The organism is Microbispora rosea (genome assembly GCF_900156315.1).
Lineage (GTDB): Bacteria > Actinomycetota > Actinomycetes > Streptosporangiales > Streptosporangiaceae > Microbispora > Microbispora rosea.
Map to the genome: position 1 here is coordinate 72407 of NZ_FTNI01000029.1, position 13627 is coordinate 86033.

18 protein-coding genes are annotated in these 13627 nt (G+C 70.7%); 8 read left to right on the forward strand and 10 right to left on the reverse strand.

Annotation, left to right across the window (positions count from 1 at the left end; translation table 11 throughout):
* Positions 1–343 precede the first annotated feature (343 nt).
* From BXA11_RS32230 to BXA11_RS32250, 5 genes are all read left to right on the forward strand, one after another.
* The gene (locus BXA11_RS32230) at positions 344–649 is read left to right on the forward strand and encodes a hypothetical protein (protein ID WP_083744739.1); all 306 of its coding nucleotides are present in this window, start codon (positions 344–346) and stop codon (positions 647–649) included.
* Complete coding sequence (locus BXA11_RS32235) at positions 646–1365, forward strand: DUF8175 domain-containg protein (RefSeq protein WP_076440624.1); 720 nt, start codon at positions 646–648, stop codon at positions 1363–1365. The genes BXA11_RS32230 and BXA11_RS32235 overlap by 4 nt, the downstream gene beginning before the upstream one ends.
* An 82-nt stretch (positions 1366–1447) precedes the next feature.
* On the forward strand, positions 1448–2764 hold the full coding sequence (locus BXA11_RS32240; protein WP_143734641.1) for a TrbL/VirB6 family protein: 1317 nt from the start codon (positions 1448–1450) through the stop codon (positions 2762–2764).
* A gap of 31 nt (positions 2765–2795) precedes the next feature.
* A complete protein-coding gene (locus BXA11_RS32245) occupies positions 2796–4241 on the forward strand; it encodes an SCO6880 family protein (protein ID WP_076440628.1) in 1446 nt (481 codons plus the stop codon).
* A gap of 222 nt (positions 4242–4463) precedes the next feature.
* Positions 4464–4751 carry a hypothetical protein gene (locus BXA11_RS32250; protein WP_076440630.1) on the forward strand — a complete coding sequence of 96 codons (288 nt, stop codon included), beginning with the start codon at positions 4464–4466 and terminating at the stop codon, positions 4749–4751.
* A 500-nt stretch (positions 4752–5251) separates the two neighbouring features.
* Here BXA11_RS32250 and BXA11_RS32255 read toward each other — a convergent pair whose 3' ends face one another.
* Positions 5252–5809: a hypothetical protein gene (locus BXA11_RS32255; RefSeq protein WP_076440632.1), complete on the reverse strand. Its 558-nt coding sequence runs from the start codon at positions 5807–5809 to the stop codon at positions 5252–5254.
* A gap of 172 nt (positions 5810–5981) precedes the next feature.
* Positions 5982–6185, reverse strand: a complete 204-nt coding sequence (locus BXA11_RS32260) for a hypothetical protein (RefSeq protein ID WP_159454869.1) — start codon at positions 6183–6185, stop codon at positions 5982–5984.
* Positions 6186–6204: 19 nt separating this feature from the next.
* Here BXA11_RS32260 and BXA11_RS32265 point away from each other — a divergent pair, with 19 nt between their 5' ends.
* Positions 6205–6537, forward strand: a complete 333-nt coding sequence (locus BXA11_RS32265) for a hypothetical protein (RefSeq protein WP_143734642.1) — start codon at positions 6205–6207, stop codon at positions 6535–6537.
* Between the two features lie 4 nt (positions 6538–6541).
* Positions 6542–7213, forward strand: coding sequence for an NsdA family TPR-like regulatory protein (locus BXA11_RS32270; protein ID WP_076440638.1), 672 nt, complete (start codon positions 6542–6544; stop codon positions 7211–7213).
* Between the two features lie 458 nt (positions 7214–7671).
* Here BXA11_RS32270 and BXA11_RS32280 read toward each other — a convergent pair whose 3' ends face one another.
* The 4 genes from BXA11_RS32280 to BXA11_RS32295 all read right to left on the reverse strand — a co-directional run bounded on the left by BXA11_RS32280 (position 7672) and on the right by BXA11_RS32295 (position 10301).
* A complete protein-coding gene (locus BXA11_RS32280; RefSeq protein WP_076440642.1) occupies positions 7672–8127 on the reverse strand; it encodes a hypothetical protein in 456 nt (151 codons plus the stop codon).
* A gap of 79 nt (positions 8128–8206) precedes the next feature.
* Positions 8207–9109 (reverse strand): hypothetical protein, encoded by a 903-nt coding sequence (locus BXA11_RS32285; RefSeq protein ID WP_076440643.1) that lies wholly within the window; start codon positions 9107–9109, stop codon positions 8207–8209.
* A gap of 106 nt (positions 9110–9215) precedes the next feature.
* Entirely contained in the window at positions 9216–9959 is a 744-nt protein-coding gene (locus tag BXA11_RS32290; RefSeq protein ID WP_076440645.1) for a hypothetical protein, read from the reverse strand.
* Between the two features lie 51 nt (positions 9960–10010).
* Complete coding sequence (locus BXA11_RS32295) at positions 10011–10301, reverse strand: hypothetical protein (RefSeq protein WP_076440647.1); 291 nt, start codon at positions 10299–10301, stop codon at positions 10011–10013.
* A gap of 4 nt (positions 10302–10305) precedes the next feature.
* Between BXA11_RS32295 and BXA11_RS32300 the strand changes: the two genes are divergently transcribed.
* On the forward strand, positions 10306–10518 hold the full coding sequence (locus tag BXA11_RS32300; protein ID WP_143734643.1) for a hypothetical protein: 213 nt from the start codon (positions 10306–10308) through the stop codon (positions 10516–10518).
* Positions 10519–11053: 535 nt separating this feature from the next.
* Here the strand turns inward: BXA11_RS32300 and BXA11_RS42595 are convergent.
* Genes BXA11_RS42595 through BXA11_RS43425 form a run of 4 tightly spaced genes read right to left on the reverse strand, consistent with a single transcriptional unit; the run spans position 11054 to position 13555 of the window.
* Positions 11054–12310 (reverse strand): Hint domain-containing protein, encoded by a 1257-nt coding sequence (locus BXA11_RS42595; protein ID WP_143734644.1) that lies wholly within the window; start codon positions 12308–12310, stop codon positions 11054–11056.
* Entirely contained in the window at positions 12283–13185 is a 903-nt protein-coding gene (locus BXA11_RS32315) for a phage minor head protein (protein ID WP_076440655.1), read from the reverse strand. Before BXA11_RS32315 ends, BXA11_RS42595 begins: the two co-directional genes overlap by 28 nt.
* On the reverse strand, positions 13175–13375 hold the full coding sequence (locus BXA11_RS43420) for a hypothetical protein (protein ID WP_076440657.1): 201 nt from the start codon (positions 13373–13375) through the stop codon (positions 13175–13177). Before BXA11_RS43420 ends, BXA11_RS32315 begins: the two co-directional genes overlap by 11 nt.
* A gap of 3 nt (positions 13376–13378) precedes the next feature.
* Entirely contained in the window at positions 13379–13555 is a 177-nt protein-coding gene (locus BXA11_RS43425) for a hypothetical protein (protein ID WP_159454871.1), read from the reverse strand.
* Between the last annotated feature and the right edge of the window lie 72 nt (positions 13556–13627).

A 13627-nucleotide genomic window follows, 5' to 3' on the forward strand; every position in this document is an offset into this window, starting at 1 on the left:
GGCTTCGGCATCAGAGGCGAGGGCGTACAGCGGCACGGCAGGCGCACTCGCCCTTTGCCCGCTCCGGCGCGGTCGCCGCGCGGCTGCCGCGCCCGGCTCGCCGACGGCGCGTGTGGAGCGCGGCGTCGGCGAGCCGGTGCAGCGCAAGCCGTACGTCCGCATGCGGCCTGCCTCCTTCCTTCGCCGGCAGAGGCAGGACATCGGCGGCCGATTGCATGGCCTGTGACCCGCCCATGGCGGCGACCGGCCGGTGCAGGAGTGGCGGGTCACGGGGTGTGCAACGCCGGTGCGGCTTGCTGGGAGGCAATCGGAGCGAGCTCGAGAACCTGGGGGAGAGGCGTTGATGTGGCTGCATGCGCTGCAGGACGCGATCGGCACGATCGTGCCGCCGTACGACCTGGTGAACAATCCGTCGCCGAAGGTGCCGCCGGGCCTGCAGCCGAAGATCGACCTGCTGCTCGGCTGGGGTAAGTGGGCCTGCCTGATCCTAGGTGTCGCCGGAATCCTGATCTGCGCCGGGAAGATGGCGCTCGGGCAGTCCGGCCGGTCGCACTACGCGGCCGAGGGGGCCTCGGAGCTGCCCAAAGTCCTGCTCGGCGTGTCTCTGGCCACGGTCGCCGTGCCGATCATCACGGCGATTTTCGGATGAACCCCTCCCTGCGGCAGCGCCGGAGGTTGTTCGTCTTCCTGGGGGTCGCCGCGGTGCTGATCGCGGCAGGCGTACTACTGGCCGTTCTGCCGGCCGCGCAGAGCTCCTCGCCTGGCAGCCCGCCGGTCCCGTCGGCGCCTGCTCAGTTCGCCGACACCAGCACGAAGGTGGACGTCGATGGTTGGCGGTGGGCGGACTTCAACGGGGTCCGCCTGCCGTACTCCGGTTCCGACGGCCCGCGCACGGTGGTCGGGGACCGGGCGTACGGCTTCGCCCCAAGCCCGGCGGGGGCGTTGCTGGCGGCGCTGCACCTGGGCATGCGGGCCAGCCCGCGGTGGGGGCCTGCGGTGTTCGAGCCGACCATCGCCAAGCAGTTCACCGGCTCGGACCGGCCGGCGCTAATGCGGGCCGTTCGCGCCACCTACGACAGCGTCCGCGCCGTGGCGGGAGTCGCGGAGGGCGGGCCTATCGGCCGGGCGTATGTGGTGGAGGAGGCGTTCCGCTGGCAGGCCTACACTCCCGGCCTGGCGATCGTCGACGTGGTCACGGCCGGTCCCGGCCGCGGCGGCGTCACCGTGCGGATCTCCACACGGCTGCAACTGGTGTGGCGGGACGACGACTGGCGGATGGTGGCGCCACCCTCCGGCGACTGGACGCGGTCCTCGGCCCCGGTAGCCGACTTGACTGGCTACACCCTGTTCCCGGATCGGGGGTGACAGCGTGGACATCTTCACGGCCGGCGGGCGAGCGGGGACCGTCCACGCGATCGCTCCGGCCCCGACACCGGGGTGTGCCGATTTGACCTCCCCTATGTGCGTCGCCGAGAGCGTCGCGAACGGCGCACTGCCGGGCGCCGGACCCCTGACCCGCCAGGCGGTCGAGGGCGGCGGCCATGTCCTGGGAGACCTCGCCGGTACGGCGGCCAAGGGCGCGGTCCAGTACGGCGTGGACGGCCTGGCACAGGCGATCCAGTACGCGGTGTCGTGGATCATCACCAACACCGTCTCCTGGTGGACCCGCATCGACTCGCCCTGCCTGGTTGCCGACCCTGCGGTCGGGTGCAGCGGCCCGTCGGCGGTGGACGCGATCCAGCGCATCCAGCAGTGGACGTTGCCGTTCGCCGTCGCGGTGGCCGCCGTGTGCCTGCTGGCGGCGGCAGCGAAGATCGCTGTCACTCGCAAGGCCGCGCCCCTGTTGGACGCCGGCACGGGCATGCTCGTCATCCTCGGCGCGGGCAGCCTCGGCGTGCTGCTGCCGGCCTTGCTGCTGAAGGCAGGCGACGAGTGGTCCAGCTGGGTGCTCAATATGAGCGCCGGCGACTTCTCCAAGAAGCTTGTGGCCGTCCTTGGCCTGGCGGGCGCCTCGCCCGGCGTGGTGATCGTGCTCGGCATCGCGGGAGTCGTCATGGCGGCCGTTCAGGCCGTCTTGATGCTGTTCCGTCAGGCGGCGCTCGTCGTGCTGGCCGGGATGCTGCCGCTGGCCGCCGCGGGGTCGATGACGCCGCTCACCCGTCCCTGGTTCCGGCGGGTAACCGGCTGGATGCTGGCACTCATCTTCTACAAGCCCGCGGCCGCCATGGTGTACGCGACGGCATTCACCATGCTCGGGAACGCCTCCGACGCCCGGTCGACCTTCATGGGCTTCGCGATGGTCCTTCTGTCGATCCTCGCGCTGCCCGTGCTGCTCAAGTTCTTCACCTGGGCAAGCGGCAGCGTCAGCGAGGCGGTCTCAGGCGGCGGCCTGCTCGGCACGGCCGTCGGGGGAGCGGTCGCGGTCGGCGCCTTCCGCGGCGGCCGGGCCGGTTCCGGCGGCTTCGGCGCGGGGGGTGCGAGCGCCGTCGACCACGCCCGCTTCATGTCCTCGGCGATGCCGCCCCCGACCGGTGCACATACGACCCCCACAGCGGCCGCCGCGTCCGGCAGCCCGCCCTCCGCGGCCGGTCGCCCCGCGGGAGCGCCCGCCGGGTCCGGGGCGTCTACGACGAAGGCCGGCGCCGCCGCAGGTCCTGCCGCAGGCGCAGCGGGGGCGGTCATCACGGGGCTGGCCACCGGTGCGAAGAGAGCCGGCGACTCAGTCTCCTCCTCAATGGATCCGCCGCGGCAGGAGTCGGCATGACAGGTCGTACGTCATCGAGGATGGCCAGGGCATGACGCAGGCGAGAGAACCGCGCACGTACGGCGGCTGGCGGCGCCGCCGCGGCATGGGACTGCTCGGCATGGGCGTCGGCGCCACCTTCGCCGTGCTCGGGGCTGTCGTGACGCTGCTGCTGGCCACCGCGCTGTCCCCGCGGATGCTGCTGTATCTGCTGCCGCCCGTGCTCGTGGTGGCGCTGCTCGGCCTGGCACCCGCCGGCGGCACGCCACTGGCCGCGGTGCTGCTCACCCGGTGGCGCTGGTGGTACGGCACCCGGCGCGGCTTCACCCGCTTCCGCTCCGGCCCCCGGCTGGAGCTGCCGGGCGTACTCGCCGCCACCTCCCTGCTGTCGGCCGGTGACTGGTACGGCAGGCCGTTCGGGCTGGTGTGGAACCGGCGCACCGGGCACCTGACCGCGACGCTGCGGGTCGTGGCCGCCTCACCCTGGCTCGCCGACCCCGACGACGCCGACACCTGGGTCGCCTGCTGGGGGTCCTGGCTGGCCTCGCTCGGGCACGTGCCCATGCTGTGCTGGGTCAGCGTCACCGTGGAGACCGCCCCCGAGCCGGGCGGCCGACTCGCCAGCACCATAGCCGAGGCGATCGACCCGGCCGCGCCCGCCACGGCCAGGGCCATCCTGGCTCAGCTGGTCGCGTCCGCGCCCGCCGCGGCGGCGCATGTCGAGACTCGGGTGTCGCTGACGTTCGACCCGGCGGCCTCGCCGTCGGCGCCGCCGACACTGGAGGCGGCCGTAGCGGAGGTGTCGCGCACGTTGGAGGGCCTGGAGTCGGCGCTGGGCTCCTGCGGGGTCACCGTGCTCGGGCGGGCCACCGCGGCGCAGATCGCCGCCGTCGTGCGCGGGGCCTTCGATCCTGCTGCGCGCGGCGAGGTGAGCCGGCCCCAGCCCAACATGCGTACGATGGGCTGGGCGGATGCGGTGCCACTGTCGGCCGAGGAGCTGGCGGGCTGCTACCGGCACGACAGCGGGGTGTCGGTGTCATGGTGCTGGCAGGAGGCGCCGCGGCAGAACGTGCAATCCGATGTGCTGGCCCGGATGGTCGCGCCCGGGCCGTACCTCAAGCGGGTGACGCTGCAGTACCGGCCGCTGCCAGCCGCCGCCGCCGACAGGGTGTTGGAGAGCGAGGTCACCTCGGCGGCTTTCCGGCAGGCATACCGGCATCGCCTGGGCAGGGACGAGACCGCGCGGGATGCCTTCGACCAGGCGCGGGCCCGGCAGGCGGCAAGGGAAGAGGCCATGGGCGCCGGGGTGTGCCTGGTGGGCATGTTCGTCACCGTCACCGTGCTCGACGCCACTGACCTGCCACAGGCCGTCGCCGCGACCGAGGCGGCCGCGGAGTCGTCCAAGATCCGTCTGCGTCTGCTGACCGGATCCCAGGCCGCAAGCTTCGCCTCGACCCTGCCCTGTGGCACCTGTCTACCCGTCCTGGTCCGGCGCTGATGGCCGCGGTCCGAGCGCAGGCCGCATTCCGGGCCCCGCCGGAGCGAGTCATCAGCGGGACGGCACTCCGGCCTCGGCCGTCGGATTCGACGACAGTCCGGCCGGGCTCTGCGCCTTGTCCTCGGTGTCGTCTCGGCGTCAGTAACGAAGCCTCCGCCCGGCATGCCTACGTCCGTCCACGCCTGCACGCGGGGGCCTGGACGGTCATGACACCATGACGGGGTGATCTCCGCTGACGAGCTCGTCGGCCGGCGGCAACCACACGCTGACTACGACATGGACGAGTGCGGCCGGGTGGTCGTCGCTCCCGTCCCGCGGGCCTTCCCGATGAGCGGTTTCCTCGGCCAATCGATTCGAGCGGTGTGGCACATCGTGGATCGACACCTCGACGCGGAGATCGGGCTCCTGCTGGAGTTCGATCACGGCCGGGTGCGCGTCCTCAACCTGGCGGACGAGTTGGTCATCACCGATCGCGCCCTGCCGGACGAGACCGGGCTCAGTAGTCGCTGACACGGTCATCGAACCGGTCAGCGGGAAACCACGGCTTGACCTTGGTCCTTCAGCCGGGATCTGTCGGCCGGGCTGCCTGGCTCCGCCTCGGTATGCCTAGCCGCACAGAACCCGGTGCCCCCGCTGCGCCGGCCGGCGTCTGTCAGGGTGAAGCCGTCGCCCGGGCCCTGGCTAGAGTTTGCACCCGATCTTGTATCGGAAGGCGGAGGGTTCGCGATTGACCGGCCAGAATCCGGGACGTCCCGGGTGAATGCACGTCGGGCCCCTGGAGGAGCGGCTGACACGAGGCTGGAGTCCGGACACCTTCCCCGACGCCGAGCTGCTCCTCGCCGTGATGACGCTGGCCGCGGTGCCTCACGCCCTCGCGGTCCGCCTGGCGGCCCACTTCACCGGGGGCATCCATCTGGGCTACGGCTCTGTGCCGGACCTGCCCGGATTCGAGTCTCTAAGGAGCCTGCAACTGCCCGTACAGGGCGCCTCCTGGGACCTCACTCCGGGGTCTACGACCCCAACACACCGAGCGCCGGCCGCCATGCCGGGCACGTCGGCGGCGGCGAGCAGCGCGGCCCGGTTCGCCGGGGTCGGCTGCGGGGGAGGGGTGGGCTTGCGGTTGCGGCGGGCGATCGCGGCGAGCTCGACCCGCGGCCGCGGACGGCCGGCGGCGGCGACCGCCTCGCGCGTGTCGGTCTCGGCGGTCTCGCCGGCGGGCTCGAGGGCCTGCTCGCCCTCACCCGCCTCGCCTCACCATCGGCGGCCGCGGGGGCGGCGATGCGCTGGGCGATCGCCTCGACCTGCGCGGTCTGCTCGGCGGCTACCTGCTCGCGGCGGCCGCCCTCGGTGCGGATCGCGTCGACCGCGTCGGCCAGGGCCTCGAGGGCGGTGACGTCGTCGGCGGTCAGGCCCTCGGCCTGCCGTGCGCGGATGCCGTCGAACTCGGCGAGGGCCTGCTGCTCGAGCTCGGAGAGGTTGACGTCTTCGCGGGCCAGCAGCGCGGCGAGGGCCTGCGCGTCACCCGCGGCCAGAGCGTCGAGGATTTGCTGAAGAGTGACCGGGTCCACTGCTGTGGCCTCCACTGTGCGGGGCTCTGCCCGGCCCACAGCACAGCGGCGGCAATCGCGCCCTGGCCCACAGCGCAGCGGCGATCTACTACCGGTCAGGGTAAACCACAACCCCGGCCGCCAGCGCGTCACCGAGGGGGCGCGCCGCACGGTGGCGCGCCCCCTCGGGGGGTCAGTGGTCCCGGTCGAGCAGCATGTGCGGGTAACCGCGGTTGACCCGGTCGCCGAGCTTCACCTCGAGCCCGTCGATGAACGCGCAGAGCTGGGCCGTCGCGTCGTCGACGTTCTCGGCCTCGCCGGCGAACTCGAACTCGAACTCGACGAAGTCACCAGCGCCGGCGACCGTGTCGAACGCGACCGTGACCAGGCCGGGCACCGTCCACTCTTCCCGGAGCTTGTCGACGACCGCCCGGGTCGCCCGCGCCATCGATGAGCCCGCCCGCGTCGACGGCCAGGTGCTCGACTACTTCCGCCGGGTGCTGGCCGAGCACTACGCGGCCGACAAGATGCTCGGCCCCCGCTCACTGCTCAAACCGGTGCTCGCGCAAATCGAGGTCCTCGACGACCTACGGCGCAGCGCCCGTACCGCGCACGTCGACCCGCTGCTGCAGATCATGGCGCAGTACGCCGAGATGGCCGGGTGGCTGCACCAGGACCTCGGGGAAGTCCCCGCGGCGTTCACCTGGTCGCGCCGCGCCGGCCGAGTGGGCGCAGGTCGCCGGGGATGACCAGATGGCCGCGTATATGCTCGTGCGGCAGGCGAACATCGCCTGCGCCCTGACAGACGACCACGCCGCAGTGGTCCAGTACGCGGCCGCCGCCCGCCGGCGACCGGACCGGCTCGAGCCGAAACTCGTCGCCCTGGCCGCGCAGCAGCAGGCGCGCGGCCTGGCGCTGCTTGGGGAGTACCACGAAGCGTTCGCCCTGCTCGACACTGCGGCCGACACGTTGCGCGATCACCCCGAGGCGAGCGAACCGCACGTGCCGGTGTACATCCACCATTACGACCTCGACACGCTCGAGGAACAGTCGGCCGCCTGCTACCGGGTCGCTGGCCGCGCCGAGGCCGCGGTGTCGATCCTCGAAAGCAAGATCGTCAAGCTTGACGGGAACCTCACCCGCGACCGCGGCCACCTCACCGCGAAACTCGCCGTCGCGGTCGCGCAGTCACCGCAGGCCGACGTCGGCCGCGCGGTGCACCTCGGGCACCGGGCGCTCGGCGTCGCCCGGTCGACCGGCTCGGCCAGGATCCGGCGCGAGCTCGACGCGCTCGACGACGAGCTGCGCACCCGCTGGCCCGACCACGGCCGGGCGTTCCACGACGCGCTGCTAAGCGCATATGCAGGGCGGCCTCGACCGCGGGCACCACGGCGGCGCAGGTGCAGCGCGTGGCGATCCACGTGAGGAACTCGCGCATGTTGCCCTGGCTGGCGACGAACGGGCACGGCGGCCCCACGGCCACCAGGACCCGGCCCGCCGCCAGCGCCGGCGGGATCCACCACGGCCCGGCGTCGAGCTGCTCGACATCGACGAGGACCTCGCCGCGGTGCGTCACGGGCAGGTGCCCGCCGAGGGTGAGGGCGCAGCGCCAGCCCGGCCCGGCCGACTGCAGCAGGAACATCTCGTCGTCCTCGACGACCGTGCGGGGCAGGCCCCACGCCGCGAGGACATCGGGCAGCACGTCGACGAGCGGGTCGCCGATCGTCGGCGACACATACAGCAGGGCCGGGGGGAACCCGGGAAGGTCCTCGACGAGGAACGCCCGGCAGTCGATCGCGTCGATGCATCCGATGAGGAACGCCCCGCCGCTGCCGTACGGGCGAACGGGCGAACGGGCGAACGGGCGAGGCTACTGCTCCTGATCAGTCCTCGTCATCGTCTGGATCTAGCAGGGGGAACAGGTGGGGATCGCTTACGATCGCGGCCCTGATCCGGTCACGGTCGACCGGTAGCGCGAGATGCAGGTGATACTCGCCCGTGTCATCCGGCCAGAAAGCGAGGTAGCCGATGTCGCACAGGTAGCTCTCGAGCCTCGACGCCGAGATGATCGTAAAGGCGTCGTAGCTCGTCGGCCTGTTCAATCCGCGCGCCAGTGTCTTCTCTAGCCCTCGGTCTAGATGGCCGTCCTCGACCAGGCGCGGCGGGTGATAGTTCTCGATCAGACCGGTGCGATCGGCCATCTCCGCCAACCCGTAGGCGACGGCATATTCGAGGGTGTTCGACCTGGAGGGGGCAGGCAGGCCGAGTAGGTATTCGGCCCGCGTCACGAGTCGTGCGCCGGGCACCACATGGAACCGGTCGACAATCTGGTACTCCATACGTCGATGATGGAATGGCCCAGTGCCCCGCCGGGCGTAAACGGGCGACGTCATCGCCAGCCGCCCCGCGCCGCAGCAGCTAGGGCGTGATCGCCTGCTGCCCGTCCCCCTGCCCCCCGCTCTGAACGCTCACGAACGCGTTGTCGAGCGCCGCAAGCGCTTCTTTCGGGTTGAACTGCAGATGCGGGTTCATCTTGATGAACTCGGCCTGCGCCGGGCTCAGCTCACGCACCAAGACTGTGCCGTCGACCTTGATGAGCAACAGGTTGCTGAACGTGACCAGAGCATTCGCGGAACCCTCCAACGACGTGATCAGCTTGGCGATCGCCTCGCTCTGGTCCTTGCTGATCTGCGCCTGCGGCGCCGCGTACAGGCGTTGCGCGGCGGCGGCCATGAGGGTGTCTGCGGCGTTCTCAAACTGGTCGGGCGTCGCCTTCTTCTTGAAGACGGTGACGAACGACTGCCAGACAGAGCCCCGGACCTGCCTGCTCTCCAAGATGATTTCCTGGTCGAACGCGGCGAGGACCGTCTCGAGGGCGTCGCGTACCTTGGCGTAGTCCTCGGCGTTCTCGATGTACATGATGACCGGGCTCGCCGTGACCTCGTCCGAGGCCCTCATAGACAAGGCGTCGTTCACCCTTGACAGCTCGGCAGCGGCAGCAGCGGCATGATCGCCGTGCCCCAGGAGCGCGATCTTGTCGCCACTCAATAGGCGGGGCAAGAGGGTGAGGTCCCCGAAGAGGTCATCCTGCGAGGCAGGCCCCGGGTCCTCATCGAACACAAAAAAGTGTTCCATGTCAGGGTTGAGTCTCCTGAAATCCTTGAGCAACTCCCTGCCCTGGCTGCTGCGCGCGAGGGCACGCAGGATGCGCTCATTAAGGCCACGCTCCCGCACAGGTGCCAAGTTTTCGGACCTGCTGTTCAGGGACTGCAGCCACTGCTCATCAGTCTCCTGATCCGGGCGGTCGGATCCTTGCGCCATTGCACGACCTCCGCTGTCTCGTCCTCTTGCGACGCATATGACTCTTGCAACCTCTGAGACGATTTGCGTACTGCTGCAGTTCCTCCCAAGGCCGCGTTCTCTACAGTTACTTGTCTGCGCCCGACCACAGGCGTCGCACGCCAGCGACGTAGTCCTGCGCGGTCTTCCCGGCGGGCGGCGGCATCAGCCCAGCGTGCACGAACGCGGCGAACATCGCGGGGAAAACCGGTAGCGGCCCGTTCGACCACCCGTCGAACAGGTCGAACGGCACCTCAACGGTCGGGAAAGCACCGGCCGCGCGGTTGACCGCCGGCTGCAGCCGCCGCGGCGACGGCGGTATGCGCTTTTGCAGCTCGGCAGTGACCTGCAGCGCAGTGCCCGGAGGTAGGCCCAACTCGGCATCGATCGCGCTCAAGACGTCCGGGCCGTAAACCGAGTCGAGCGCGTGCGGGCGCAGCTCTAACAGCAGATCGGCCAGTGGTGCGGTCAGCTCATCAAAGCGGGCGAGCTCTTCCAAGGCGTGCAGCATGTCGAGCTTGAGGACCTCGGGAGGGCGTAGCCCGACGTACGCGGCGCCGAGCGCGGCCAGAAGCGTCGATGGCTTGAGGTCGTCGGGGAGCAGCTCGGCGAGCAGCCCTGGCAGGTTCCGCCGTGACAGAAGCGTCAACGCGTCCTGTACTGCCGGGTCGTCGCTCACCCGCGCGATGAATGCCTCGTTGGTGTCGGCCAGGGCCGCCAGCCGGGCGAGCTGGTACCAGGGGGCGACCGCGACGATTCCCCACGGGACCAGGCCGAGATACCGCGCCGCTGTCTCCCGGTCGTCCCATTGCTGGTGCAGCGCGCCGAACACGTGCGCGCGCAGCCTCGTGTCGATGTCGTCGTTCCTGCCGTACAGACCGCGCTAGGTGTCGAAAGCGGAACGACGCAGCTGGGTCTCGGCGCCCTCTCCGGCGAACCGTTGCAATGGCGTGCGGGCGTTGAGGGGCTTGCAGCCGGCCGTCGTGATGTAGTCCCACGCCCGGTCGGGGATGTGAACCGGGCGGACCGGCCCGGGCGGCAGCGGTGCGCCGGTCGCCTCGCGCGCTACGTGCGCGAGGCAGGCCCAGGCGCCGCGCCGCTCGAGGCGTAGCGCGTCCTCGGCCGCGCGCTGCAGGATCGCACGGCCCTCGGCGGTTGACGCGGTGTTGAGCAACGGCGTGCCTTCGCTCGACCAGCGGCGCGCCAACCCCGGCAAGGCCGGCCGCCCGGCCACGCGGCGCGAGCAGGCCGAGGCGATCGCCGCCCTGGCGGCCGAGCGCGGGCTTGATATCGAGGTCTACCCCGACGAGGGCGCCGACTCGGGCCGGGAGATGCGCGAGGCGATCGCGCGGGGCGACCTCGAGCCGATGGGAGACGCCAGCGGACCGTAACCCCGCCCTTTCCCGTACTGGTGCCCCGCGTCCGATAGAGGCGGGGCACCTTTGTGTATTAATGTCCGATTTCTGGGCTCAGGGTTAGGGCTGGCGCGGGCCATTCAACCTGCTTTTTTGCGAAAAGGAATCAGCGTTCGGCAGTGATTTAAATCACGGGCGATCACTAATGGCAGATCCGCCAGAAGTTGGTTGTCTATGGAGAGCACCGCGTCGGTCGGTCATACCTGCAGGGATCGACCGGACTGACCCACCGGCGTCCCTCATGGTCCTGACGGGTCAAGGCAGGTGCGCAACCGTGAGTGCCAGAAGGCGACCACGCAAGAAGGGAAAGGAGCCGGACTGGGGTGGCTGGATACTGCTCGTCTTGCGAGCAGCCCTGTCGCTGTGGGACTGGCTGAACAAGGAGGACGGGCCCAGTGAGCATCGCTGCCCACTTGAGCCCGTGACACGCAGGGCCCCGGTTCAAGCTGTTGCGGGCAGGAGCCGGGTCTCTGCATGAGTAGGGTAACCGGGGCACACCCTCAAATCATGATCACTCAGGGTTTTGTGGGCTAGCCCACCCGATACAAGCCACAGGTGCGCCGAGCGAACCGGCAGTCGTCACGCGTAGGACGATTCGCGGCAGCGTCTCGTCGGCCGGGGCCGCGGGCCCCTGCGGCGCGGCCGACAGCGGGTCGGCCTCGGCGACCTCCTCGGCGATCTCCTCTGCGGTGTCGATCGACTCGACACCGGCGTCGTCGTCGACCTCGACCGTGGGCGGGTCCTGCGGGTCGGCCTGGTCGATCTCGTCGCGCTGCTCTGGGGTGAGCTCGTCCTCGTCGAGGAACAGCGTCGTGCAGTTGTGAACTATGTAGCCGCGACCGACCGTATATGCATGGTCCTTTGTCGTAAGGTCATACACGTGCCCCCGAAACCGCTCGCCATCGACGTCGATGACCTGCGCAAACGATACGAATCCGGCAAGTCGCTCGCCAAGGTGGCGAGCGAAGTCGGGTACAGCGTCAGCACCGTGTATCTGCGCCTGCGGGACGCCGGGGTGCCGATCCGGACCCGCGCCGTCGGCAACAAGATCGGCGGCACACTGCGCCGGTCCGCCCTGCACGCCGACGTCGCCCGACTGTACGGCCAGGGCGTGAGAGTCCTGGCCATGGCGCAGCAGCTCGGTACGACGCGCCCCAAGATCGTGCGCTGCCTCGGCGACGTCGGGCTGCCCGTGCGGTCCGGCAGCGAAGCGAACACGATCCGTCTGCGTAGCGCTGGCGTGCGCGCCGACGTCACCCGGGCCGCTCATCTCAAGTTCGGTGATGGGAACCGCGAACTTGCCGAGGAACTCGAGCGCCGCGGGATAGCGGCCGAACGCGAGCACATCGTCGATCACATGAACGTCGACGTGCTCGCCGGCGGAACCCTGGCCGTCGAGGTGCACCGTCCGGGGGCCTCGCCCCTGTCCGTCGAGAGCCGCGAGCGCCAACGCATCGTAGACCTGCTGCACCGTGGGTTCCCGGTGCTCTACGTGTGGGCCTACCGGAACAGCCGATGCCGCTACGACGTCTCGGCGTGCGCAGACCAGATAGTCGCCACGCTCGACCTGATCCATAAGGACCCATCCGCAGGCCGTCAGTACCGGGTGATCCGGGGTTGCGGTCAGGTCGTCGCCATAGGCGGTACGGAGCTTGAGCATCGGCCCGTCGTACTGCCGCCGCATGGCCGCCGTTACGGCACCTGCCACCAGCGTTGACCCCGGGAGGCACCTACAGTTGATCACCTCGTGCGGGGGGCCGCCCGGCATGCCGGGGAACTCGAGGGTGCGCCGCCGACGAGGAACGACGTCGCCAGGCGCCGCACCTGCCCGTCCGCGGCCCGGTGCGTCGGCCTCGTGCGGGCGTCGTCGGTCGCGAGCCATTGCTTGTAGAGGGTCAGGTCGAGGATGTCGGCCCGGGCCCGCGCACCCCAGTACGACCCGCCATTCAGCGCGCCGATCGTCTCGGTGCGGGCGATCCTGCGGGCTTTCCACTGCCACCTGCGTTCGAGCCGGTACAGGTCGTCGTACAGCTCGCGCCGCGCGGCCCGCAGCGCCGCGGCCTCGGCCGGGTCGATGGTCGGGTCGTCGAGCCGCTTCTCGATCGCGACGATGCGGCCGCGTACCCGGCGGATTTCGGCCTGCTCGCCCTGCGCCCCCGCCGTGGTGTCAAAGTCGAGCACGGCGGCGATGCGGTCGCGGACCTGGTCGATCGTCTCGCCCTCGCTGATGGCCTCTTGGATCTCGGGGCGGATCTCCTCGAACTGCTCGGCCGGGAACAGCTTCAACCGGCTGAACACCTCGGCGATGTACGCCTCGCGGTACGGCTGATCCGACACGGTCGCGATGCGGGCGATCGCGAGGAACCGCTCGGCGAACAACTCCTCGAGTACGGGCATCGCGAACTCGGCCAGGGCGGCGGCCCACTCCGGTTCGCTGGCGGCGAATCCCTCCATGTTCGGCGGCGGCGCGGCGTCGGCGGTGACCGCGTCGGCCTGGCCGGTGCCGAGGACCAGGCGGCGCACCTCGGCGAGCCACCGTTCGATGGCCTTGCGCACGGCGGCCTCGACGTCGGCCTCGGCACCGAGCAAGAGCGCCGAGGCGCGCATGCGCTCGGGCAGCCACAGGTCGATCTCAAGCGCCACTGCGCGCCACCTCCTCGACGAGCGCGGCCAGTGCGGGCGTGACCGTGTGCATGCGCCAGGCGGTGAGTTCGTCGGCCTCGCTGCGGCCGGGGCAGCGGGCGCACCAGCCGAACGTGTCGTGCGCGGTGCTGATGTGCAGCACCACGGCGCCCGGCCGCTCGGGCTGCGGGTCGACGTCGGGGCCGGGCACGCGTCAGCCTTCGGCGGCCCACCGCATCGGCATCGGCACCGTCCCGTCGATGCCCTCCGAACTGCCACGCTCGCTAGCCCGAGCGGCCGGATCGGTGATTCCCCTGCCGTCATGGCTGCCTATGCCGCGCACCACGGCGTCAGCCCCGAGCGCCTGGGCCGACTTCACGCGGCTGCGCACGAGGGGACGGTCCGGCAGACCGCACGCTCGGCGTGTCGCAGAAGAACCCTTGACCACAGCCAGAGGGAAGAG